Raw genomic sequence first — 20,969 nt, 5'->3', positions numbered from 1 at the left:
TGGAAGGGGCAAGGGGAATCGAACCTCCTCCTCGTTTATGAGACGAGGCCGACGGTTTTGAAGACCGCGGGGTGCCCAGCACCATTGCCCCTGAAGATGCGGGGCCGCTTTTTCAACGGGCCCCGGAGTGATCCATTCAAACGGATCGGAAGGGAAAACTTGTCTGACGCCGCCTTCCGACCGCATCCTTCCTAACACGCACGGTTAAGAGATGTGCGGCCGTTCATGTAAAGCCGGACAGATTGAACATGAATTTACAAATCCTGTAACACTGAAATCCTTGACGTGCGGCCGGTTTCTGTTGACAGGCCGCCGTCGATGCCATGTCATGGAGAGGGATACTATATCGAGATCATCGATTTGTCAATTCGATATGCTCTATAATGCTGTTTGAAAGGATAGAAAATTCCCTCACGCCGGTTTTCTGTTTTGAAACAATATCGCGTACACCGACACGGACGCAACGATGACGGCGCCGTGGACCAGGCGTGTCCAGAACCCCGAGAGGCCCGCGCTGATGATGCCGGCTTCGATGATGCCGATGATGACGGCGCCCACGAGGGTGCCGAAGACCGTCCCCTCGCCGCCGAATACCGAGGTGCCGCCGATGAAGATCGAGGCGAAGACCAGAAGCAGGTAGCCTTCCCCCTGGGTGGGCCACCAGTTGGCCATCTCCATGCAGACCATCACCGACACGAGCGCGCTCATAATCCCCATGAATACGAACAGGAGGATCCGCACCCTGTCGGTGTCGATCCCCATCAATCGTGCGGTGCGGATATCGTCGCCGATGAACAGGACGTTGTCGCCGAAGGCGTGGCGGTTCAGAATCAGCCCCATGAGGCCCGCAATCCCCAGGCACCAGAGAAATTGGGCCGGCACAAGGCCGCCGATCCGGCCGGCGAAGAGATGGTGGAGTAGGGTGTCCCGGACCGGGACGATGTTCCTGGCGAGGCCGGATGCCAGCAGGATTGCAACACCGCGCCAGAAAAACTGGGTGCCGATGGTGGCGATGATGGACGGCACCCCCACCTTGACGACGAGCAGGCCGTTCAGGAGCCCCGCCGCGGCGCCTGCGGCAATAGCCGCGATAAATGCAAGCGGCGCGCTTCCCGTGGCGAGAAAGAGCTCGGAGAACACGAATCCGGAGACGGCCATCACCGACGGAAAAGAGAGGTCCATCTCACCTGCGATGATCAGAAAGGTGAGGCCTAAAGCCAGAAGGGCCGTGAAAGGGATCGTGGATCCGAAGGAGATATAGATGTGCGGCGACAGGAAGGTCCCCGGACTCGATATCATGAAAATCCCCAGGAGGCCGACGAGGACGCAGGAGATGCCGGCCTGGACGCTGAACCGGCGAAAAAAAGCCTTCACGAGAAGCGCTCACGGGCGGCGCCGGCCGTGATCCGCATGAGTTCCAGGCCCAAGCCCTCGAGGGTCAGCTCATCCCGCAGGTATTCCCCGACGACTCTTCCCCGTTCCATGACCGCGATCCGGTGGGCGACCCGGTGGACATGGGCCATGTTGTGGGAGATATAGATGCACGCCTTCTGCTCCTCCGCGATCCGGCCGACGAACCCCAGCACCTTGTCCACCTCGGTGAGGGAGAGGGCCGTGGTGGGTTCGTCCAGGACAATGATTTTGGCGTGAAAGTACATGGCCCTGCCGATTGAAAGCCCCTGGCGCTCCCCGCCGGAGAGGGTGCGGACCCGGGCCTCGGCGCTGATGCCCACCCCCCGCAGGCCGACGTGGCGGTTCAATATCTCCAGGGTCGCCCGCTTCTGGGCCCGGACCCGGATGAAGCCCAGGCGGTTCGTCATGGGTCTGCCGGCGAAGATATTGCGCCACAGGGGCTGTTTTTCGCCCAGCGACCGCTCCTGGTGCACCGTCTCGATGCCCAGGCGCCTGGCCGCCGCCACATCGTACCTTGCGAAATCGACAGGGCTGCCGCCCACCGTCATCTCCCCGGCGTCGGGCCGCTGAACGCCGGAGAGAATCTTGATGAGGGTGGATTTGCCCGCGCCGTTGTCCCCCACGAGTCCGAGGACTTCGCCGGGACGGATATCCAGACTGACGGAGTTCAGGGCCTCGACTCCGTCAAAAGATTTGGATATTCTCCGAAGGCACAGCACGGGTTGGGCCTGCCTGAAATCCCTGCGGTATTCATCCATCGATTATCGGATGCCTTTTTTGGCCAGGGGCGCGACCAGGGCGATGTTGCCTTTATGGACCAATCCGCCGCCGGTATCGATTTCGAGGCCGGTGAAGCCGTATTTTTTCGTCAGTACAATCTGGGCCACGGAAAGGTATCCCAGGAGATAGGGCTGCATCTCCGACACCAGGTCCACGTATCCGTTTTCAATGGCCGATGCCGTGGCAGGCGAGAGGGAGAAACCACCCACAAAGATGGCGTCCGGCCCCACGCCGGCCGCCTTGAGGAAGTTCTCCATCTGGGATGTCAAGGCCCCGTGATCGATCAGCATCATTTTGCAGTCCGGATGACTGGACAGATAGGCGGTGACGATGGGGACGCCCATGGCCGTATCCTTGTCCACCTCGGGGCTGATTTCGATGTAATCCACGACCAGGCCGGCTTCTTCCAGCGTCCGGATCATGGCAAGAGCCCTGCGGCCACGCTCCTCGAGTCGTTTCAACCCCCAGATGAAGGCCCGGTCGCCCTTTTTGAGGCCGGATCGGACAAGGGCCTCCCTGGCCAGGGTGGTGCCCATGATATCCGGGTCGGTTCCGATGGATCCGAATCCTCTCGATTTGTATTTTTCAAGGGCCTTGGGGAGGTTCGTGTCCACACAGGTCACCAGCACGCCGGCGTCGAAGGCCTCCTGGATGAAGGGCGCATAGGCGCCGTCCCCGGGGTGCCCCATGACAACAATGCCGTCCGGCCTTGCGGCCAGTGCGGTCTTGAAATTTTCAATCATCCTTTCCGGGTTCCAGTCGGAGTACAGCAGTTTAAGGTCGCATCCCAGGTCCGAGGCCGCCTGCGTGGCGCCGTTCTGGACGATGGTGTTGTAAGGCCCGCCCACCGGGCCGCCAGTGTCGAACCAGATGGTGACGTCCTTGCCCAGGGGAGGCAGCTTTTCGGCGGCAGGGGCGTGGCCGACGGCCAGCGTCAGGAATAGGGCCACGGCCGACAGGATTGCAGCAGTGCGCTTTTTCATCCTTGTTCTCCTTCATGTGTCGTTGGAATGTAAATTGGGTGTAAAAGAGATGGGTTATCCAAACCGCAATGGCGGTGCTACAGCATCTCCAGGTAGGCCTCGATGCGTACCCGGAGCTGCTCGGTGTCGCTTTCGGCGTAGTCGGTTTCCAGGTGCAGGGTGGGCATGCCGAAGGTCTCCCGAATGAAGGCGTCCACGCTGAAGGCCTCGATATTGTAAGTGTGGCAGGCCTGCCAGGTGAGATCGACGACGCCGTCGGCGGAAAACCCCCGGATCATTTCGGCCAGCAGGTCGAAGCGGCCGGTGTTGGGGCTCATGACCGAGCATGGGGTGGCGAGGTACTGCTCGGCCAGGGCGTCCATGGGGTCTTTATCCTCGTCGACGGCAAAGGCCTGCTTGTATCCCGAGCAATTTTCAAGGGCCACCACGTCGGCGCCGCTCTGCTCGATGATCTTCACGACCTTGTCGCTCCCCAGCCCGACGGGCACGCCAGTAAGCAGGATGCGTTTGCGGCCGGAGCCCTTCGGGTCGTCTGCATGGAGCGTTCCCTTGGTTGCTTCGAGCGCCGCCTGTTTCATGAGGGCGATCCCCTTTTCCTTGTCCGCGAGGAATCCCACCTTGAACAGGACCTCCAGCAGCCGGGAGCCGGGAAGCGGAGCGGGTTTGAGCCGGTTCACGTCCATGAGCGCCTTCCTGGCGGCGCGTTCCCGGTTCATGAGCTGGATGGCGGCGCGGAGGCGAGCGTCGTCAATAATCACGCCGGTCCGGTCCTCGATGATGCGCCTGAACCGCTCCAGTTCGGCCCGCCAGAAGGGCAGGGCCGTTGCCGGGTCCTGGTTCTGGGGGAGCTGGAGCACATGGGTGGTCTTGTACCGGGAGAGCAGCTCGAACATCTTTTTTTTCCCGTCGCAGGTGGTGTCTCCCACGATGATGTCGGAGAACCTGAAAAACGGGCAGGTGTCGGTGACGGCAAAGCCGAAGCTGCTCTTGATGAGGGGGCAGAGGTTCCGCGGCAAAATCTCCTCGGCCGCAGCGATGGGGTCGTTGCGGGTGCCGCACAGGGGCAGGGGGATGGCCCCGGCCGCGACGGCGATCTCCGTGGGCGAGTAGAGGCAGTAAAAGCCTATGGCGGCGCGGCCGGCTGCCTTGGCCTGTTCGATGTCCGCGAGGTTCTGATCCGTGATCTGCTGGAGGGTGTTCATGAATGAAGGGGTCATGCCGTGCTTTCCGGTTGAGGTTATCGCAGTTCCCCCGCCAGCAGGGCGGCGCCCAGGGCGCCGACGAGCTGGGGGTCTTCGGGTGTCAGGATGTTTCGGCCCAGGGTCTCGGCGAGGAGGGCGCGCATACAGGGGTTTTTGGCCACGCCGCCGGTGAAGACGATGTCGCCCGCCTGGGAGACGCGGTTGATCATCCCGGCAGCCCGGCGGATCACGCTGACGTGCAGGCCCCTGGCGATCTCCCGGCGGCTTTGGCCCCTGGCGATGAGGGAGGTCACCTCGGATTCGGCGAACACGGTGCACATGCTGGAAATGTTGAGGTCCTGCTCCGCCAGAAGGGCCTCCCGGCCGAAGTCGTCGATCGAAAAGCCCAGGGTCCTGGCCATGATCTCCAGGAATTTCCCGGTGCCGGCGGCGCAGCGGTCGTTCATCTCGAATTTTCTCACCCGGCCGTCGGGAAGGAGCGAGATGGCCTTGCTGTCCTGGCCGCCGATGTCGAGCACGGTTTGGGCTTCGGGAAAGAGCCTTCTCGCTCCCCGGGCGTGGGCCTTGATCTCCGTGACCGTGGGGGCCTCGAAGGAGATCTCGAAGAGGTTCCGGCCGTAGCCGGTGGCCATGATGGCTTCATAGGCCACCCCGTCCATGAGCCTGTGGGTATCGGCCATGGGATCGAAGCCGGTGTCGGCCTGAAAGCTCTCCACAATCCCGCCCGCCGCGTCGACCACCACGAGTTCGATGGTGCGCGACCCGATGTCGATGCCTGCGTATCTCATACAATTATCGGGTTCCTGAAGCCGTTGGATTTTCATGCTAAAACTTCACGACCCGGCATTACTCTTTCACCGGCAGGACGTGAATCGCTTTGATGATGAGCTGAACCTCGTCATTCGGCTTCAGGTCCAGAGACTCCGCGGATTCGGTCGTCAGGACCGATGCCATCTCAACAGGGCCGGTGACGTGAAATTTGACAAGAGACATGACATCCCCTTTTTTCAGGGAGGTCACCTTGGCTGTGATGGTGTTTCTTGCGCCGTATTTCATTGTTGACTCCTTTCTTTTCTTGTTTTCTATAGGCGTTTTGGGCCTGGCTATCGAAGCTGCTCGATGAAGGCCTCGATCCTCGTTTTCAACTGACCCATATCCTCCATGCCGTAGTCGGTTTCGACGCGGAGGGTGGGGATGGACTTCTCCTCGAGGGCTTTTTCCACCGGGAAGGATTCCATGAGATACGGCTGGCAGAACTGAAGGCCGTAGTGGATCACGCCGTCCGCCCTGTAGGCGGCGGCCATCTCCTCGATGTGAGCCATGCGCTCGGGGTTGGGGGTGAAGATGGCGCAGTCGACCTGAAAGTAGCGGTCCACGATGGCCGTCATCATGGCGTCGACGGTCTCGCCCGTCTCGTCCGTGAGGTTTCGGGTGCCCCGTTCGCCCACGCAGGATTCCTCGCCCACGATCACCGCGCCGGAGGTCTCCACGATATAGGGGAGTTTCCAGTTGGGCACTGCCTGGGGGCAGCCGGAGATGAGGACCCGGGGCGTTTTCGCCGGGAAGACCCCTTTTTTCTCCGCGATCCGCTGCTCCAGTTCGTCGCAGATCTTGTTCACGGATGCCGTGAACCGGGCCGGATTGTCGTAGAAGAAGACCTGGTTGGCGAGAAGGGCGTCCATGCCCGAGATGGGGGCGGGGTCGGCCTTTCGCAGGGAGGAGAGGCGGTGGATGGCGGCCCGCTTGGCGTTCACCGTCCGGATCGCCTCTTTCAGGGAAGAGGCGGTGACGGCGACGCCCGTGAGGGCCTCCACCGCGTCCTTGAAGCGGTCATATTCGGTCTTCAGGAGGGCCCGCCCCTGCTCGGATTTGACCTGGGGAAGGTCCATGACGTAGAGATTCTTCACTAGGGACCCCAGGGTTTCATAGGCCTTCTTCTTGCCGTCGCAGGTGTTCTCGCCCACCACCATGTCCGCGCTCTCCAGGTAGGGGCAGACCTTGCCCAGCTTGAAGCCGAAGGAGGACTTGATGAGGGCGCAGGTGTTTCGCGGCAGGATCTTCTCGACCTCTTCCATGGCAAAGTCGGCGCCGGAGCAGAGCCCGACGAGGGTGGCGTTCGCGGCCAGGACGATCTCCTCGGGCACGAAGACGCAGTAGGAGCCGATGATCTTTCGCCCCGCCGCCTTCTCGTCCAGCAGCTCCTTGATGCGGAGGCCGTGGACCTCGCTCATGACGAAATCGAAGTATCCCATGCCCTCGGGCCGGTTCTTCTGGGTGAGGAAGAAGTCCGTGTAGGCCCTCCCCAGAACATCCAGCAGGGCGTCGTGGGCCGCAAGGTCGAGCCCCAGATCCTGCCACATTGAAACGTACGGGTTATCCATGTCTGTCACCTCTCAAGTTTAAATATCAGGGGATGAAGGCGACAGATTATTATGGAAATGGTGCATAATCAAATCGATAATCATGATGATTTTGATGTCGGAGATTGGGAAAATGAATGGATGGGGGGGTAGGGGAGGGTGAGAGTAATGCTTGGCAGGATTGCGATCGAAGTCACTTGGCATCTTGTGATTCAAAAGACGTCGCTTAATGGGTACTTAAAACATCAAGGAGCCTGTAAAATCGGGCTGAATAGTTACGTGTTTTTTATCATAAGAATGGGGATAGGATCAGCCAGGACAAAGCTCGCGAGCTTGCCTGATTGGGCAGAAGAAAAAGGAGCGCCTGTTACCGGTGACAATAATGATAGTAATGAACTTGACTCTATAGGAATTTCCCTATATATTTTTTATATGGCGGAATCCTGAATGAATTTTGCAAAACCGGACACATTACGCCCTATCGTATGGCTTGGAGACTCAAGGAAAAGTATCTTGCAGTTTCCGGAAGAGGTCAGAAAGCTGATTGGTGATGAGCTTCAGCTTATTCAGTTTGGCGGAATGCCAAAGGATGCAAAACCCTTTAAAGGGTCAGGGCCGGGCATTATCGAAATAGCCTTGAAATACGACAAGGAATCTTATCGCTGTGTGCAGGCGGTTCAGTTAGGAGAAAAGATTTACGTATTGCATGCCTTTCAGAAAAAATCAAAGAAGGGCATTGCCACTCCTCAAAAGGACGTAGACCTGATCCACCGACGTTACAAGGAAGCACAGGAGCTTGCAAAAGATGAGAAAAGAGAAGATGGACATAAAATTTGAAAAAAGTTCGGGCAATGTTTTTGCTGATCTTGAGGTGGAAGATGCCGAAGAATTACAGATGCGGGCCATGATCGGTTACCATGTTATCCGTCTTTTAAAGGATACAAATATGAAACAACGGGAGATGGCAGGGCTTTTGGGAGTGAAGCAGGCCGAAATTTCACACCTGCTAAATGGTCATTTCAGCCGATTCACCACGGACAAGCTGCTCGATTTTTTAAAACGCATGAATCAGAAAGTGACGATTCAGATCAGCCCCCACAAAAACGGGGAGCCTTATCAAAATGTTTTTTGCGGATAATAGATAGGGCAATGGCTAAACGCATCTACAGGACCAATTAAAACATCGTTGCGTTTTCACGCAATATAAATTCCTAAAATCAGAATGGCACCTTTTATGGAGGAGCAGGATCGCATTCGTGCGCTCAAGCTAGAACAGTTGCGCCGGGATATCCGTGACGGCCTCGACAGCGGCGAGTCCACGCCGTGGGATCCGGAGGAAATCAAGCGGGAAGGCCGCACCGGCCGGAAGTCGCGAAAAAGCGCCAGACAAGAGGCGTAGCTGCAAACAAACCGATAGATTTCATATATCCGATCAAATCTTCCCATCAGGATTAGCGATTTGACCGGGATCCGCATGGCATAGTAGCCTTTTCAAAAACATGGGAAATGCTTGCGGGGTCATGATGAAATTGATTTTCACCTGTCCTGTGGCGGGTCGGGAGTTTGAGCGCGGCGATTTCAGGCTTGTCGACAACCGCGGGGTCGTGGTGGACGGGGAGGGGAACCGGCGGCTCGATGCCCGGGTGCGCCTCAACAGCCCCTGCCCCCATTGCGGCGGGATTCACGAATACGACGCGGACCGGCTGGCATGCCCGTTTTCCGGGGGGACGCCTTCGCCGGGAAAAGGCCGAAACGAGGAGGGGAAATGACGGACGGCGAAAACATCCGGCTCACGGCGACCGTGAGCGGGGCGGGCTGAGCGTCCAAGCTGCCTCCGGGGGACCTGGAGCAGGCGCTTTGCGGGTTGGGTTTCCCGACGGACGAGAACCTGATCGTCGGGCTCGACCGGGCCGACGATGCCGGGGTGTACCGGATCACCGACGAGATCGCCATGATCCAGACGGTCGATTTCTTCACGCCGGTGGTGGACGATCCGTTCTGGTTCGGCCAGATCGCCGCGGCCAACGCCCTGAGCGATGTCTACGCCATGGGCGGGACGCCCAAGACCGCCATGAACATCGTCTGCTTCCCCCTCGGCCGGATGGATCTTTCGGTCCTGCGGCGGATCTTGGAGGGCGGGATCGTCAAGATGCGGGAGGCGGGTGTCGTCCTGGTGGGCGGCCACAGCATCGAGGACAAGGAGCTGAAGTACGGCCTTTCGGTCACCGGATTCATCCATCCGGACCGGGTCCTCACCAAGAAAAGCCTGGCAGCCGGGGACCGGCTCGTTCTGACCAAACCCCTGGGCATCGGGATCGTCACGACGGCCATGAAGGCAGGAATGGCCGCAGTCGGCCTGGCGGAGCGGGCGGTCCGCATCATGGCTGCCCTGAACCGGCGGGCCGCGGAGATCATGTCGGGCTTTCCCGTCCATGCCTGCACGGATATCACCGGATTCGGGCTTCTGGGGCATTTGGCGGAGATGGTGACGGGCTCGGGGCTGGGGGCGCACATCCAGGCCGCCCGGGTCCCGGTGATTCCCGAAGCCCTTGAATTCGCCGGGATGGGGCTCATTCCGGCCGGCGCCCACCGCAACCGGGACTTCCGGGCGGACATGGTCGATATGGCCGCGGATGTCGGCCGCATCATGCCCTATGTCCTCTTTGATCCCCAGACCTCGGGCGGGCTTTTGATCTCGGTTGCCGCTGAAAAGGCGGATGCCCTGGCAGCGGAGCTCAAAAGGAACGGGCATGATGATGCCGCCGTCATCGGGGAGGTTGTGCGTGAACCGGTCGAAAGGATCCGGGTGACGCGTGCGTGATGCTTTTGGATTCTATCTTCGACCCTGAACAGGGAAAGGATGCAGCATGAAAGTAATCGATGCCAGGGGGCTGGCCTGTCCGGCGCCGGTTTTGATGACCAAGGACGCCGTCGAAACGGATGCGGCGGGCCGGGTGAGGGTGATCGTCGACAACCGGGCCTCCGGGGAGAACGTCTCCCTGTTTCTCGAATCCCGGGGATTTCAGGTCTCCGTTGAAGAGCAGGGCGGCGATTTCCACGTCACCGGCGAAGGGACGCCGGGGGCCGCGGCCGCCCCGTCTGTCTCCCAGTTTCCGGACGCCGACCTCAAGAAGATCATGGTCATGGTGACGACCGACCGGATGGGATACGGCGACGACGAGCTGGGGCTGAAGCTGATGCTCAGTTTCATCAAGACCCTGAAGGAGATGGGAAGCGAGCTCTGGCGCCTCGTCCTGGTGAACAACGGCGTGAAGCTCGCCGTCGAGGGGTCCGCGGCCCTGGCGGACCTCCTGTCCCTGGCCGCCTCCGGGGTGACGATCCTGGTCTGCGGCACCTGTCTCACCCACTTCGACCTCCTGAATGCCAAACAGGCGGGCGAAACCACCAACATGCTCGACATCGTGACGGCCATGCAGCTCGCCGACAAGGTGGTGAACATTTAGCCGGCATGGAGAAAAAAGATTTATAAAATCTCCCAAAAGCAGATTCCCAGGTTTCCTTGTGTGGGGCATCCAGCCGCTTGACATGGTTTTTTAATAGATCTACTATAAGTGCTATAAAATGTACTTATAAAAAGGAGTCTGAGAATGCTCACGAAAATCCATGCTGATTTGACGGTCAGTATCAGCGAACTAAAGCGCAACCCGCAGGCTGTCATCGACGAAGCCCGCGGCGAGGCGATAGCGCTGCTGAACCGAAACAAGCCTGCGGCATATATCATCCCGGCCGAGACATATGAAAGACTGATGGACCTGGCTGAGGATCTGGAACTGGCCGGCATCATAGAAGAGAGAAAGACCGAAAAGGAACGCGCCGTCAAGGTCAACCTCGATGAGCTATGATCTTAAATTTCTGCCAAGTGCACTGAAGGAATGGCACAAGCTGGCGACTGAAATCAAAGCGCAATTCAAGACCCATCTTGTGCGCAGGCTGGAAAATCCCCACATCGAGACTGCAAGGATTCGGGGCTACCGGAACCATTACAAAATCAAGCTTCGGTCGGTGGGCTATCGTCTGGTTTACGAGGCCGATGATAAAGAGATCACCATCTTTGTTATCTGTGTCGGCCGACGAGACTCCATTTACAAGAGCCTGAAGAAGCGAAAAAGGACACCCTGATCCGGACGCATCAGCATTCGGAAAAATGCTTGGGATATGCTCTTACCGCAGGATGCGCCGGTTCAAGCAGAAACGGTACAGGCGTGCCCACGCAAAATCCGCGAGTTTGCATCTTCCGGCTATGGCACCTCCCCTCCCCGCCTTGCGCCCTACGCTTCAGAGCCCGTAGCTCGATCCGTCCCAGCAGTGCGTGCAGACCCGCTCCCGGGGCAGGCCGATGGCCGCCACCATGTCGTCTAAGCGCTGGTACTTGAGGGTGGTGAGGCGCAGCATCCGCCGGATCTTTTCGATCATGGCGAGGTTCTTCTCCGAGCCGTGGGCGACGTAGGCCGCCAGATCCTGGTTTTCGTCGCCCTCCAGCTCGCGGATGATCCTGCGGCCGGCCAGGTCGAGGGTCGAGCGCGAGGTGGAGAAGTTGAGGAACTCGCACGGGTAGATCAGGGTGGGGCACGCCGGCCGCATGTGCACCTCCCTGGCCCCGTAGTCGAAGAGGACCTGGACGTTTTCCTTGAGCTGGGTGCCGCGCACGATGGAGTCCTCGCAGAAGAGGATGCGCCGGCTTTCGATGAGCCGCCGAACCGGGATCAGCTTCATCCGGGCCACCAGGTCCCGCGTGCTCTGGTTCTGGGGCATGAAGCTCCGGGGCCAGGTGGGGGTGTACTTGACGAAGGCCCGCCGATAGGGGATGCGGCGCTCGCCGGCGTACCCGAGGGCGTGACCGATGCCCGAGTCGGGGATGCCCGAGACGAAATCGACCGCCGCGTCGTCCCCGCGGGCCAGGGCCGCGCCGCACCGGTTGCGGACCCACTCCACGTTGATCCCTTCGTATTCCGAAGCCGGGTACCCGTAGTAAATCCAGAGAAAGGCGCAGACCTGCATCCGCTTCTCCGGAGGGTGAGTTGATTCCCACCCGTCCGGCGTGATGCGGACGATCTCCCCCGGGCCGAGGAAGTGGTCGACCCCAAAGCCCAGGTTCGGGAAGGCGCTGGTCTCGGAGCTGACGGCCACGGCGCCTTCGCGCCGTCCGATGACCAGGGGGGTTCTGCCCAGGCGGTCCCGGGCGGCATAGATGCCCTTGTCGGTCAGGAGGAGGAGCGAGCAGGACCCCTTGATGCTGGCCTGGGCGTTGACGATGCCCGCCTCGAAGCCGGCCTCCTCGCAGATGAGCCGGGCCACCAGCTCGGTGGGCTTGACGACGCCGCCGGTGGTATCGGCGAAGTAGCCCCGCTTTTCAAAGGCACGCCGGATCAGGTCGGCCTGGTTGTTGATCTTCCCCACGGTGACGATGGCGAAGGTCCCCAGGTGGGAGCCGATGACCAGGGGCTGGGGATCGGTGTCGCTGATGACCCCAATCCCCCGGCTGCCCTCGAACCGGGAGAGCTCGGGCTCGAACTTGGTCCGGAAATAGCTGTTCTCGATGTTGTGGATGGCGCGCTGGATGCCCCTGCCGTTTGCGACCGCCATGCCGCCGCGCCGGGTCCCCAGGTGGGAGTGGTAATCCGTGCCGTAGTAAAGCTCGGAGACGCAGTCTGAAGCCGATACAATGCCGAAAAGTCCGCCCATGGGGGATGCCTTTTTCCGACCGGGCCGTTTTGCCGCCCGCTGTTGAGGTTAATGGATTTCCGCGTGGTACTGCTGGATGGGGCGGACCTTGGACCGGCCCGCCCGCCTTGCCGCGATCCCCTTTACCGCCGCGATGGCCGCCGCCGTGGTCGTGATGTAGGGGATCTTGTAGGCGATGGCCGTCCTGCGGATGTCCGCGCTCTGGGCGCTGCTCTCGCTGCCGCTGGGGGTGTTGACCAGGAGGTGGACCCCGCCGCTCTTCATGGCGTCCAGCAGGTTGGGCCGCCCGAACCCGAGCTTGGGGACGGAGACGGTGTCGATGCCCTTTTCCTTGAGAAAGCGGTGGGTGCCCTCGGTGGTCAGGATCTGGAAGCCCAGGTCGCGGAAGAGCCGGGCCGGTTCGATGGCCGCCCCCTTGTCCCGGTCGGCGATGGTGAAGAGCACCGTCCCTTCGAGGGGCAGGGAGACCTGGGTGGCCTCCTGGGCCTTGAAATACGCGCGGCCGAAGGAGCGGGAGAGGCCCAGGACCTCGCCGGTGGAGCGCATCTCGGGCCCCAGCACCGGGTCGACCTCGGGGAACATGTTGAAGGGGAAGACCGATTCCTTGACGCCGTAGTGGGGGATCCGCCGGTCCTTGAGGTCGAGGTCGGCGATGCTCCGGCCCAGGACCACCTGGGTGGCGAGCCGGGCCATGGAGAGCCCGCAGACCTTGGAGACGATGGGCACGGTGCGCGACGCACGGGGGTTGGCCTCCAGCACGTAGACCGTGTCGTTCTGGATGGCGTACTGGATGTTCATGAGCCCGACCACGTGGAGCTCGATGGCGATGCGGCGGGTGTAGTCCCGGATGGTGTCGATGTGCCGGGTCGAGAGGCTCAGGGGCGGGATGACGCAGGCCGAATCCCCCGAATGGATGCCGGCCAGCTCGATGTGCTCCATCACCGCCGGCACGAAGGCGTCCTTACCGTCGGCGATGGCGTCGGCCTCCACCTCGATGGCGTTGTCGAGGAAGGCGTCGATGAGCACGGGCCGCTCGGGCGAGATCTCCTCGACCGCGGCGGTGAGGTAGCGCCTAAGGTTCTCGTCGTCGTGGACGATCTCCATGCCCCGGCCCCCTAAAACGTAGGAGGGGCGGACCATGAGGGGATAGCCGATGCGCGCGGCGACCTTGAGGGCCTCTTCGAAGCCGGCGGCCATGCCCGACTCGGGCTGGGGGATGCCCAGCCTGCGCATGACCTGGTTGAATCGGTCCCGGTCCTCGGCCAGGTCGATGGTCTCGGGCGAGGTGCCCAGGATGTTGACCCCGGCCCGGGCCAGCTCGCCCGCGATGTTGAGCGGCGTCTGACCTCCGAACTGGGCGATGATGCCCAGGGGCTTCTCCTTTTCATAGATGCTTAAGACGTCCTCCACGGTCAGGGGCTCGAAGTAGAGCTTGTCGGAGGTGTCGTAGTCGGTGGAGACCGTCTCCGGGTTGCAGTTGACCATGATCGACTCGTAGCCGGCCTCCCGGATGGCGAAGGCGGCGTGGACGCAGCAGTAGTCGAATTCGATCCCCTGGCCGATGCGGTTGGGTCCGCCGCCCAGGACCATAATCTTCCGCCGGTCGCTCACGGGCACGGTGTCCTTGGCGTTGTAGGTGGAATAGTAGTAGGCGGCGTTCTCGACCCCGCTCACGGGCACCGCGTCCCAGGCCTGGTTGAGGCCGACGGCCCGCCGCCGGGAGCGGATTTCCGCTTCGGGCACGGCCAGCAGCATGGCAAGATACCGGTCGGCAAAGCCGTCCTTTTTGGCCTGGACCAGGAGATCGTCGGGCACCTCCAGCCCCCGGCAGGTCAGGATCTTCTCCTCCAGTTCCACCAGCTCCTTCATCTGCCGGATGAACCAGGGCTTGATATGGGTTTTTTCGTACAGGCGCTCGATGTCGGCGCCTTTCCGCAGGGCCTCGTACATCAGGAACTGCCGCTCGCTGGTGGCCTCGCCCAGCCGGTTCATGAGTTCTTCCAGGGAAAGGGTGTTGAAATTCTTGGCGAAGCCCAGGCCGTAGCGGTTGATCTCGAGGCTTCGGATGGCCTTCTGGAAGGCCTCCTTGTAGGTCTTGCCGATGCTCATGGCCTCGCCCACGGCCCGCATCTGGGTGCCCAGGCGGTCTTCAACGCCCTTGAACTTCTCGAAGGCCCAGCGGGCGAACTTGACCACCACGTAGTCGCCCGAGGGGGTGTACTTTTCGAGGGAGCCGTCCCGCCAGTAAGGAATCTCGTCCATGGTCAGGCCGCCGGCCAGAAGCGACGAGACCCGGGCGATGGGAAACCCGGTGGCCTTGGAGGCCAGGGCCGAGGAGCGCGAGGTGCGGGGGTTGATCTCGATGACGACCACCCGGCCCGTCTTGGGGTCGTGGGCGAACTGGACGTTGGTGCCGCCCACCACCTCGATGGCCTCGACGATGGCGTAGCTGTATTCCTGGAGCTTCTTCTGGAGGGCCGGGTCGATGGTGAGCATGGGCGCCGTGCAGAAGGAGTCGCCGGTGTGCACGCCCATGGCGTCGACGTTCTCGATGAAGCAGACCGTGATCATCTGGTTCTTGGCGTCCCGCACCACCTCCAGCTCCAGTTCCTCCCAGCCCAGCACCGACTCCTCGACCAGCACCTGGTGGATGAGGCTGGCCGCGAGCCCCCGGGCCGCGATGGTGCGCAGTTCCTCCCGGTTGTAGACCAGCCCGCCGCCGGTGCCGCCCATGGTGTAGGCCGGCCGTATCACGACAGGATAGCCCAGCTCGTCGGCCATCTCCTCGGCCGCGTCGACGCTCTCCACCGCCCGGCTGCGGGGCATCTCGATCCCCAGGCGCTCCATGGTGTTCTTGAAGGCGGTCCGGTCCTCGCCCCGTTCGATGGCGTCGATGTTGACGCCGATGACCTTGACGCCGTAGCGGTCGAGGACCCCGGCCTTGTGCAGCTCCGAGGAGAGGTTCAGGGCCGACTGGCCGCCCAGGTTCGGCAGGACGGCGTCGGGCCGTTCGGCGGCGATGATCTCTTCGATGATCCTGACGTTGAGCGGCTCGATGTAGGTGGCGTCGGCCATGCCGGGATCGGTCATGATGGTCGCCGGGTTGGAGTTCACCAGTACGACCTCATACCCCAGCGAGCGCAGGGCCTTGCAGGCCTGGGTGCCGGAATAGTCGAATTCGCAGGCCTGGCCGATCACGATGGGACCGGAGCCGATGATCAGGATCTTGTGGATGTCGTCACGTCTGGGCATGGATTTCCCTTTCCATAACAATTGGATGGATATCATTGGGCGGATTCGCGATTCCCCTGGAGGAACGGAGGTCCGGATTGCGCCGGAACATCAATTCTAACAAAATGCAAATAGTTTAAGCGCCACTGAAAATCAAGGGGTATATGGAATAAAAAAACCCGCCCTTGGGCAAAGGCGGGTTTTCGGGGCGGGTGCGGCCGGGAGGGGAGGTGATGGGACGATCTTTTTAAAATTCGAACATCCCGGCCCGGAACGCCTTGAGGTAGTTCATGCAGAAGTTGTCTTTGCCGGCCAGGGCTTCGGCGGCGATGATGTTGGCCATCATCTTCCTGTCCAGTGGGTTCATGATGGCGCCGTCGAGGCCCTTGGCGATGGCCATGACCATGAAGGTCTGGTTGAGGAATTTCCGGGCCGGCAGGCCGTAAGAGATGTTGGAGAGGCCGCAGGCGGTATGGATGCCCGGGAATGTGGTGACGATCTTCTCGATGGTGTTGACGAACTCCACGCCGAAGGTGTTGTTGACGGACATGGGCTGAACCAGGGGGTCGACGTAGATGTTCTCCATCTTGACGTTGTTCTGGAGGAGGCCGCCCACGAGCTTGTCGGCGATCTTCATGCGGTCGTCGACGGTCTCGGGCATGCCGGCGTCGCTCATGCAGAGGGCGATGACCTTGAGGTCGGTGCCGGCAATGATGGGCATGAGGTTGTCGTAGCGGTCCTTTTCGAGGGAGATGGAGTTGATCATGGCGGTGCCCCGGTGGACGGCCAGGGCCGTTTCGATGGCCTTGGGGTCGGGGCTGTCGATGGCGCAGGGCTTTTCGCTCACGGCCTGGACGGTTTCAACAAGCCATTTCAGGTATTCGGGCTCCTTTCCCACGAAGATGCCGGCGTTGACGTCGATGAAGTCGGCGCCGGCCGCATCCTGATCCCGGGCCGTCTTCTGGATGGCCGCGGCGTCCCGGGCCTCGATGGCTGCGCCGATGGCCTTCCGGCTGGCGTTGATGAGTTCTCCGATGATGATCATGATCGTTTCCTCGGTGTCTAAGGGGTTATGACTGTCGTGGGGCCGGGCCGGCCGGGAGCCGCCCCCGCCCCCACGTTGCAGCGGTTTGAAAATCTTCGGAAAGCCGCTAGGCCGCGATCAGCCTGCGGGCCAGCTCCACGGCGCCGGGGGCGTCGTCGGAGTAGCCGTCGGCCTTGATCTGGTCGGCGAAGGCCTGGGTGACCGGGGCGCCGCCCACGATGGTCTTGACGGCGATGCCGGCCTCCCGGATGGCGTTGATGGTGGTCTGCATGGCGGGCATGGTGGTGGTAAGAAGGGCCGAGAGGGCCACGACATGGGCCTTGTTGTCTTTGGCGGCCGCAACGAATTTTGCGGCGTCCACGTCCACCCCCAGGTCGACCACGTTGAAACCGGCGCCCTCCATCATCATGGCCACGAGGTTCTTGCCGATGTCGTGGAGATCGCCCTTGACCGTGCCGATGACCACGGTGCCCTTGGATTCGTTGGCGCCTTCGGCCAGGAACGGCTTCAGGATGGCGAGCCCGCCCTTCATGGCCTGGGCCGCCATGAGCATCTCGGGCACGAAGAGATCACCCTCGGAAAACCGCCTGCCGACCTCGTCCATGGCGCCGATGAGGCCCTCGTTGAGGATCGAATCGATGTCGGTTTTGGCGTCGAGTTCGGCCTGGACCAGTTTCTTGACCGATGCTTCGTCGAATGTCATGACCGCCTGAAAAATATCTTGAATTGCCATTGGTGCCTCCTGATGTCGTTGGGTGATGATGGATTGAACCCCTGAAAAATGAATAAACCCTGCCGGTAATGATGATCAACCGTTACATTTGACAAAATTCCATCGATATGGGCGAAACCGGATGATACCAGTGCCCACTAAATGAAACCACTTAAAAAATCCATGCCCGTGAAAAATATTCTGAGAGCATCTTCTTTCATCCGCGCGAACGGCCCCACTATCCTTTCTTCCTTCGGGTGACGAAATCCGCGAGCGCCGCCTCTACCCCCGGATCGATACCCGGCTTCTCGTAGCGGGCCAGGCGCTGTCCCAGCCGGTCCACGGCGAATTCGTCAATCCGCTTCCTGCCGCCCGCCTTCCAGCCGGCATGGTTCTGGCGGTTCATGAAATCGGTCAGGTGGAATTCCGTCCGGCAGAGCTGAAAGGTCTTGGGCTGGGTCAGGTACTGCCCGCCGATGCCGACGGTCTTGATCATGTCCGTGTCGATGGACCCGGGGGTGATCTCCATGGGTTTGAGAAGTCTTCGGGTGATGCCGCAGACCTCCTCGTCGATGAGGAATTTCTCGTAGCTCATGGATATGTACGAGCCCAGGATGCCTGCGGCGTGGAGGATGAAGTTGATGCCGTTCCGGGCGGCAGTCGTGAGCGCCAGCGTGGATTCCACCGCTGCCTGGGCATCCGGGAAATGGGCATCGGTGAGGGAGCCGCCGCTCCGGCTGGGAAGGTTGTAGAACCGGGCCATCTGGGCGGTGGCGGAGACCACGACGGAAAGCTCGGGGCAGCCGATGGAGAGTCCGCCGGTCTTCATGTCCATGGCCGAGGAGGTCGAGCCGTAGACCACCGGGGCCCCGGGGTTGACCAACTGGGCCAGGGTGAGGCCGGCCAGGATCTCGGCGGTCTGGAGGGCCAGAACGCCTGCGAGGGTGACAGGGCCGGAGGAGCCCGCCATGATGAGCGACGCGATGACGCAGGCCTGATTGGCCCGGGCCAGCTCGATGAGGGACCCGGCCATCTCGTCGGAAAACTGGAGTGGCGAGAGGGAGTTGATGAGGGAGACGGTCACCGGGCCGACGGCCCTGAGCTTGTCCATGCCCCCCCAGACGACGGCGGCCATGTCGACGCAGTCCCGGGCGCCCTGCTTGGAGACGGGGCTGCCCATGAACGGTTTGTCGCAGAGGATGATGCTGGAGAAGATCATGTCGAGGTGGGCCGTGTCCGCCGGGACATCCGAGGGCTCCACCATCATGAACCCGTTCATGTTGATGTGTCTGGAGGTCTGTACCAGTTTGCAGAAATTGTCGTAGTCGTCCATGGTGGATTCCCGCTGCAGGCCGCTGGTGAGGGTGATGAACGGCGCGCCGTATCCCGGCACAAAGACGTAGTCATCCCCTCCCACGGCAACGCTCTTCTCCGGGTTCCGGGCCGTCACGGTAAAGCGGGACGGGGCCGTACTCAGGGCGTTTCGCACCCGGGCCTCGGTGAAGTAGACGGTCTTCCCGTCGACCTTGAAGCCGTTTTTCTTGAAAATCGTGAGGGCCTCGTCCTCGTTGAAGGCGATGCCGGTGGTCCCGAGAAGATCCATGGCGGCGTCATGAATCCGGGTCATCTCTTCCTGGGTCAGGGTCTGCATGCGGTCATACATGGTCACGCTCCTTTATTGGGTGTTGAGCAAGGGGATATCCTGAATGATCCTTCGTTGATCCCGCGCGCCCCGGAATCTGTTGAAATGCACACGGCATGCCATGCCGGGAAACGGCCCGGATCTTCCGCCCCCATGCCGGGGCTCCAGGCGGAATCATTTCGGCATCGGATTTAATTCCGGATGGTTAGGGCCGGACCTGCCGGCCTCGAATGCCGGCCGCTGCCCGTGAGGTGCAGGCGGCCGGCGCCCCAGGGGGTCGGCATAGATGAAAAAATATTTTCAGTATGAGGGGACAAAAAGCAAAAAAAACTGTCGAATATGAAAAAATATTTAACGCTCGAACTGAAATGGACAAGGTTCGCGGAACAGACTGGAGATCTGCGTACGGGAAATTTCCCCAGATGAAATGATGGCAAATCCCCATAGACAAAACCATAAATTTTTGCAATGCATACGCATGCCCATTCAATTGAAGGAGGTGTAGACATGAGCGTCATCACCATGCGAGCCTACACTCGCAATGAATGCCGGGCGCCGATTCATTTTATCCACGGCACGACGAAAGAGCGCCGGCACGGGGAGATGATCAACAGCAGCGTCGGCGGAATGGCCTTTCTTGCGGGCTGCGAACTTATGCCCGGTGAAGGCATCCTCATCAGCATGGCCGAACTCGCGCCGGACCCTTACTGGCTGGATGCGAGGCGGGAGTTTTACGCCGAGGTTCGATGGTGCGTGAAATCAGGCGTCGGCCAGGCGCTGGATTACCAGGTGGGTGTGAGATTTTTAATGGAGACCTGCAGACTGTGCGATAAACCGATCTGCGGCTGCTCCGCCGAAACCGAGCATCTCTGCGGGGACTGCCTCAACCGCGTCTGCTGCATCTCTGAAGGACCCATCAAGGATTGCATCGATAATTTTCTGATGGGAAATATTCTCTAGCGTTTTGGGCCGCAGGTCGTTTCCTGCGGCCCAAAGTCGTTCAATCCCCCGCCCGACGCCGTACTGCGGGAATGGGGGCGGAGGCTTTTCCTGCGGATTTCTTTCGCGCGCGCATGGCCTCCGGGCGAGGTCCGGCCGTGAGGGGTGCCGGTGTGTCGGAAGAGGTTTTCTTCCGTTTGATGACGTGCCGGGATGCAGTTTTTTCCGGCCTGGCGGGCGCCCTTCCATCGCCTTCCCGCGACTTCAGCCACCCCGCGATCTTGGGGGCGAACTCCGCCTGATATTTGGAACTGACATAGATGCCGATATGCCCCGTATCGAGGCAGAGGTCCTCGGTGTCCTCGCTGCCCACCGCCGCGGTCAGGCGCTCGCATGCCGCGGGCGGAACCAGGTGGTCGAACTTGCCGTAGATGTTGAGCAGGGGCATGGTGATCTTCTTGAGGTCGACCCGGCGGCCGCCCAACTCCAGCTTGTTCTGGATCAGGAGGTTCTTCTTGTAGAGGTCCTCGATGAACTGCCGGAAGGTGGCTCCGGGAATATCCGGGCTGTCGAAGATCCACTTCTCCATGCGGACGAAGTTCTCCACGAACTCCTTGTTGTCCATGTGCTCGAAGAACCCGACGTATTTGTCAAGGATGAGCCGGGCGGGGTTGAGGAGCAGGAAGCCCAGGTTCATCATGTCCCCCGGCATGTTGCCGTAAGCGTCGCCCATCTCCAGCGCCCGGGTGTTCTTCATCCAGATATGGAGGAGGCCGGTGTCCGTATCGAAGTGGGTGGGGGTCACGGTGGTGACGAGATTCTTGATCTTTTCGGGGTGGAGGGCCGAATACATCACGGAAAAGGCGCCGCCCATGCAGATGCCCATGAGGTTGATCCGGGGCAGGTTGTGCTTTTGCCGGATGAAATCGACGATGTTGTCCATGTAGCCGTTGACATGG

Annotated in this window: 22 protein-coding genes and 1 tRNA gene; 9 read left to right on the top strand and 14 right to left on the bottom strand. The window is 60.9% G+C overall.

Annotated features, from left to right (window positions below):
• The 8 genes from ACEW8N_RS16820 to ACEW8N_RS16785 all read right to left on the bottom strand — a co-directional run bounded on the left by ACEW8N_RS16820 (position 1) and on the right by ACEW8N_RS16785 (position 6,759).
• Positions 1–92 (bottom strand) — tRNA-Sec (locus ACEW8N_RS16820).
• A 319-nt stretch (positions 93–411) separates the two neighbouring features.
• Positions 412–1,374 carry an ABC transporter permease gene (locus ACEW8N_RS16815; RefSeq protein ID WP_373501008.1) on the bottom strand — a complete coding sequence of 321 codons (963 nt, stop codon included), beginning with the start codon at positions 1,372–1,374 and terminating at the stop codon, positions 412–414.
• Positions 1,371–2,171: an ATP-binding cassette domain-containing protein gene (locus ACEW8N_RS16810; protein WP_373501007.1), complete on the bottom strand. Its 801-nt coding sequence runs from the start codon at positions 2,169–2,171 to the stop codon at positions 1,371–1,373. The genes ACEW8N_RS16815 and ACEW8N_RS16810 overlap by 4 nt, the downstream gene beginning before the upstream one ends.
• 3 nt (positions 2,172–2,174) lie before the next feature.
• Positions 2,175–3,176, bottom strand: coding sequence for a substrate-binding domain-containing protein (locus ACEW8N_RS16805; RefSeq protein WP_373501006.1), 1,002 nt, complete (start codon positions 3,174–3,176; stop codon positions 2,175–2,177).
• 77 nt (positions 3,177–3,253) lie between these two features.
• Positions 3,254–4,393 (bottom strand): double-cubane-cluster-containing anaerobic reductase, encoded by a 1,140-nt coding sequence (locus ACEW8N_RS16800; protein ID WP_373501005.1) that lies wholly within the window; start codon positions 4,391–4,393, stop codon positions 3,254–3,256.
• Between the two features lie 20 nt (positions 4,394–4,413).
• Positions 4,414–5,166, bottom strand: a complete 753-nt coding sequence (locus ACEW8N_RS16795) for an acyl-CoA dehydratase activase (protein ID WP_373501004.1) — start codon at positions 5,164–5,166, stop codon at positions 4,414–4,416.
• A 58-nt stretch (positions 5,167–5,224) separates the two neighbouring features.
• Positions 5,225–5,434 carry a molybdopterin-binding protein gene (locus tag ACEW8N_RS16790; protein WP_373501003.1) on the bottom strand — a complete coding sequence of 70 codons (210 nt, stop codon included), beginning with the start codon at positions 5,432–5,434 and terminating at the stop codon, positions 5,225–5,227.
• Between the two features lie 47 nt (positions 5,435–5,481).
• Entirely contained in the window at positions 5,482–6,759 is a 1,278-nt protein-coding gene (locus ACEW8N_RS16785) for a double-cubane-cluster-containing anaerobic reductase (protein ID WP_373501002.1), read from the bottom strand.
• A gap of 492 nt (positions 6,760–7,251) precedes the next feature.
• Between ACEW8N_RS16785 and ACEW8N_RS16780 the strand changes: the two genes are divergently transcribed.
• The 8 genes from ACEW8N_RS16780 to ACEW8N_RS16745 all read left to right on the top strand — a co-directional run bounded on the left by ACEW8N_RS16780 (position 7,252) and on the right by ACEW8N_RS16745 (position 10,878).
• Positions 7,252–7,575, top strand: a complete 324-nt coding sequence (locus ACEW8N_RS16780; RefSeq protein WP_373501001.1) for a type II toxin-antitoxin system RelE/ParE family toxin — start codon at positions 7,252–7,254, stop codon at positions 7,573–7,575.
• Positions 7,544–7,876, top strand: a complete 333-nt coding sequence (locus ACEW8N_RS16775; protein WP_373501000.1) for a helix-turn-helix domain-containing protein — start codon at positions 7,544–7,546, stop codon at positions 7,874–7,876. Before ACEW8N_RS16780 ends, ACEW8N_RS16775 begins: the two co-directional genes overlap by 32 nt.
• A gap of 96 nt (positions 7,877–7,972) precedes the next feature.
• Positions 7,973–8,137, top strand: coding sequence for a hypothetical protein (locus tag ACEW8N_RS16770; RefSeq protein ID WP_373500999.1), 165 nt, complete (start codon positions 7,973–7,975; stop codon positions 8,135–8,137).
• A 121-nt stretch (positions 8,138–8,258) separates the two neighbouring features.
• On the top strand, positions 8,259–8,507 hold the full coding sequence (locus ACEW8N_RS16765) for a hypothetical protein (protein WP_373500998.1): 249 nt from the start codon (positions 8,259–8,261) through the stop codon (positions 8,505–8,507).
• A complete protein-coding gene (gene selD / locus ACEW8N_RS16760) occupies positions 8,504–9,559 on the top strand; it encodes a selenide, water dikinase SelD (protein ID WP_373500997.1) in 1,056 nt (351 codons plus the stop codon). Before ACEW8N_RS16765 ends, selD begins: the two co-directional genes overlap by 4 nt.
• A 46-nt stretch (positions 9,560–9,605) precedes the next feature.
• The gene (yedF, locus tag ACEW8N_RS16755) at positions 9,606–10,202 is read left to right on the top strand and encodes a sulfurtransferase-like selenium metabolism protein YedF (RefSeq protein ID WP_373500996.1); all 597 of its coding nucleotides are present in this window, start codon (positions 9,606–9,608) and stop codon (positions 10,200–10,202) included.
• A 144-nt stretch (positions 10,203–10,346) separates the two neighbouring features.
• Positions 10,347–10,601 carry a type II toxin-antitoxin system Phd/YefM family antitoxin gene (locus tag ACEW8N_RS16750; protein WP_373500995.1) on the top strand — a complete coding sequence of 85 codons (255 nt, stop codon included), beginning with the start codon at positions 10,347–10,349 and terminating at the stop codon, positions 10,599–10,601.
• Positions 10,591–10,878, top strand: coding sequence for a type II toxin-antitoxin system RelE/ParE family toxin (locus ACEW8N_RS16745; protein ID WP_373500994.1), 288 nt, complete (start codon positions 10,591–10,593; stop codon positions 10,876–10,878). Before ACEW8N_RS16750 ends, ACEW8N_RS16745 begins: the two co-directional genes overlap by 11 nt.
• A 156-nt stretch (positions 10,879–11,034) precedes the next feature.
• Here ACEW8N_RS16745 and ACEW8N_RS16740 read toward each other — a convergent pair whose 3' ends face one another.
• The 5 genes from ACEW8N_RS16740 to ACEW8N_RS16720 all read right to left on the bottom strand — a co-directional run bounded on the left by ACEW8N_RS16740 (position 11,035) and on the right by ACEW8N_RS16720 (position 19,092).
• Positions 11,035–12,441 carry an amidophosphoribosyltransferase gene (locus tag ACEW8N_RS16740; RefSeq protein WP_373500993.1) on the bottom strand — a complete coding sequence of 469 codons (1,407 nt, stop codon included), beginning with the start codon at positions 12,439–12,441 and terminating at the stop codon, positions 11,035–11,037.
• 48 nt (positions 12,442–12,489) lie between these two features.
• Positions 12,490–15,693, bottom strand: a complete 3,204-nt coding sequence (gene carB, locus ACEW8N_RS16735) for a carbamoyl-phosphate synthase large subunit (protein ID WP_373500992.1) — start codon at positions 15,691–15,693, stop codon at positions 12,490–12,492.
• 226 nt (positions 15,694–15,919) lie between these two features.
• Entirely contained in the window at positions 15,920–16,717 is a 798-nt protein-coding gene (locus tag ACEW8N_RS16730) for a methyltetrahydrofolate cobalamin methyltransferase (protein WP_373500991.1), read from the bottom strand.
• Positions 16,718–16,823: 106 nt separating this feature from the next.
• Positions 16,824–17,450, bottom strand: a complete 627-nt coding sequence (locus tag ACEW8N_RS16725) for a B12-binding domain-containing protein (protein ID WP_373500990.1) — start codon at positions 17,448–17,450, stop codon at positions 16,824–16,826.
• Positions 17,451–17,667: 217 nt separating this feature from the next.
• Positions 17,668–19,092 carry a trimethylamine methyltransferase family protein gene (locus tag ACEW8N_RS16720; protein ID WP_373500989.1) on the bottom strand — a complete coding sequence of 475 codons (1,425 nt, stop codon included), beginning with the start codon at positions 19,090–19,092 and terminating at the stop codon, positions 17,668–17,670.
• A gap of 486 nt (positions 19,093–19,578) precedes the next feature.
• Here ACEW8N_RS16720 and ACEW8N_RS16715 point away from each other — a divergent pair, with 486 nt between their 5' ends.
• Entirely contained in the window at positions 19,579–20,031 is a 453-nt protein-coding gene (locus ACEW8N_RS16715) for a PilZ domain-containing protein (protein WP_373500988.1), read from the top strand.
• Between the two features lie 40 nt (positions 20,032–20,071).
• Here the strand turns inward: ACEW8N_RS16715 and ACEW8N_RS16710 are convergent.
• Positions 20,072–20,969, bottom strand: an 898-nt coding sequence (locus ACEW8N_RS16710; protein ID WP_373500987.1) for an alpha/beta fold hydrolase, incomplete at its 5' end; no start/stop codon positions are given.

Origin of the sequence: Desulfococcus sp., assembly GCF_041737845.1 — a bacterium.
Classification (GTDB): Bacteria; Desulfobacterota; Desulfobacteria; order Desulfobacterales; family Desulfococcaceae; genus Desulfococcus.
Note: the sequence above shows the minus strand (reverse complement) of the source record. Positions and strands in the feature narration are given on the sequence as shown.

Bases quoted from the DNA above. Each gene is read 5' to 3' on its own strand.
- ACEW8N_RS16810 (WP_373501007.1), bottom strand. From the start codon at position 2,171: ATGGATGAATACCGCAGGGATTTCAGGCAGGCCCAACCCGTGCTGTGC.
- ACEW8N_RS16805 (WP_373501006.1), bottom strand. From the start codon at position 3,176: ATGAAAAAGCGCACTGCTGCAATCCTGTCGGCCGTGGCCCTATTCCTG.
- ACEW8N_RS16800 (WP_373501005.1), bottom strand. From the start codon at position 4,393: ATGACCCCTTCATTCATGAACACCCTCCAGCAGATCACGGATCAGAAC.
- ACEW8N_RS16795 (WP_373501004.1), bottom strand. From the start codon at position 5,166: ATGAGATACGCAGGCATCGACATCGGGTCGCGCACCATCGAACTCGTG.
- ACEW8N_RS16790 (WP_373501003.1), bottom strand. From the start codon at position 5,434: ATGAAATACGGCGCAAGAAACACCATCACAGCCAAGGTGACCTCCCTG.
- ACEW8N_RS16785 (WP_373501002.1), bottom strand. From the start codon at position 6,759: ATGGATAACCCGTACGTTTCAATGTGGCAGGATCTGGGGCTCGACCTT.
- ACEW8N_RS16775 (WP_373501000.1), top strand. From the start codon at position 7,544: ATGAGAAAAGAGAAGATGGACATAAAATTTGAAAAAAGTTCGGGCAAT.
- ACEW8N_RS16770 (WP_373500999.1), top strand. From the start codon at position 7,973: ATGGAGGAGCAGGATCGCATTCGTGCGCTCAAGCTAGAACAGTTGCGC.
- ACEW8N_RS16765 (WP_373500998.1), top strand. From the start codon at position 8,259: ATGATGAAATTGATTTTCACCTGTCCTGTGGCGGGTCGGGAGTTTGAG.
- yedF (WP_373500996.1), top strand. From the start codon at position 9,606: ATGAAAGTAATCGATGCCAGGGGGCTGGCCTGTCCGGCGCCGGTTTTG.
- ACEW8N_RS16750 (WP_373500995.1), top strand. From the start codon at position 10,347: ATGCTCACGAAAATCCATGCTGATTTGACGGTCAGTATCAGCGAACTA.
- ACEW8N_RS16745 (WP_373500994.1), top strand. From the start codon at position 10,591: ATGAGCTATGATCTTAAATTTCTGCCAAGTGCACTGAAGGAATGGCAC.
- ACEW8N_RS16740 (WP_373500993.1), bottom strand. From the start codon at position 12,441: ATGGGCGGACTTTTCGGCATTGTATCGGCTTCAGACTGCGTCTCCGAG.
- carB (WP_373500992.1), bottom strand. From the start codon at position 15,693: ATGCCCAGACGTGACGACATCCACAAGATCCTGATCATCGGCTCCGGT.
- ACEW8N_RS16730 (WP_373500991.1), bottom strand. From the start codon at position 16,717: ATGATCATCATCGGAGAACTCATCAACGCCAGCCGGAAGGCCATCGGC.
- ACEW8N_RS16725 (WP_373500990.1), bottom strand. From the start codon at position 17,450: ATGGCAATTCAAGATATTTTTCAGGCGGTCATGACATTCGACGAAGCA.
- ACEW8N_RS16720 (WP_373500989.1), bottom strand. From the start codon at position 19,092: ATGTATGACCGCATGCAGACCCTGACCCAGGAAGAGATGACCCGGATT.
- ACEW8N_RS16715 (WP_373500988.1), top strand. From the start codon at position 19,579: ATGAGCGTCATCACCATGCGAGCCTACACTCGCAATGAATGCCGGGCG.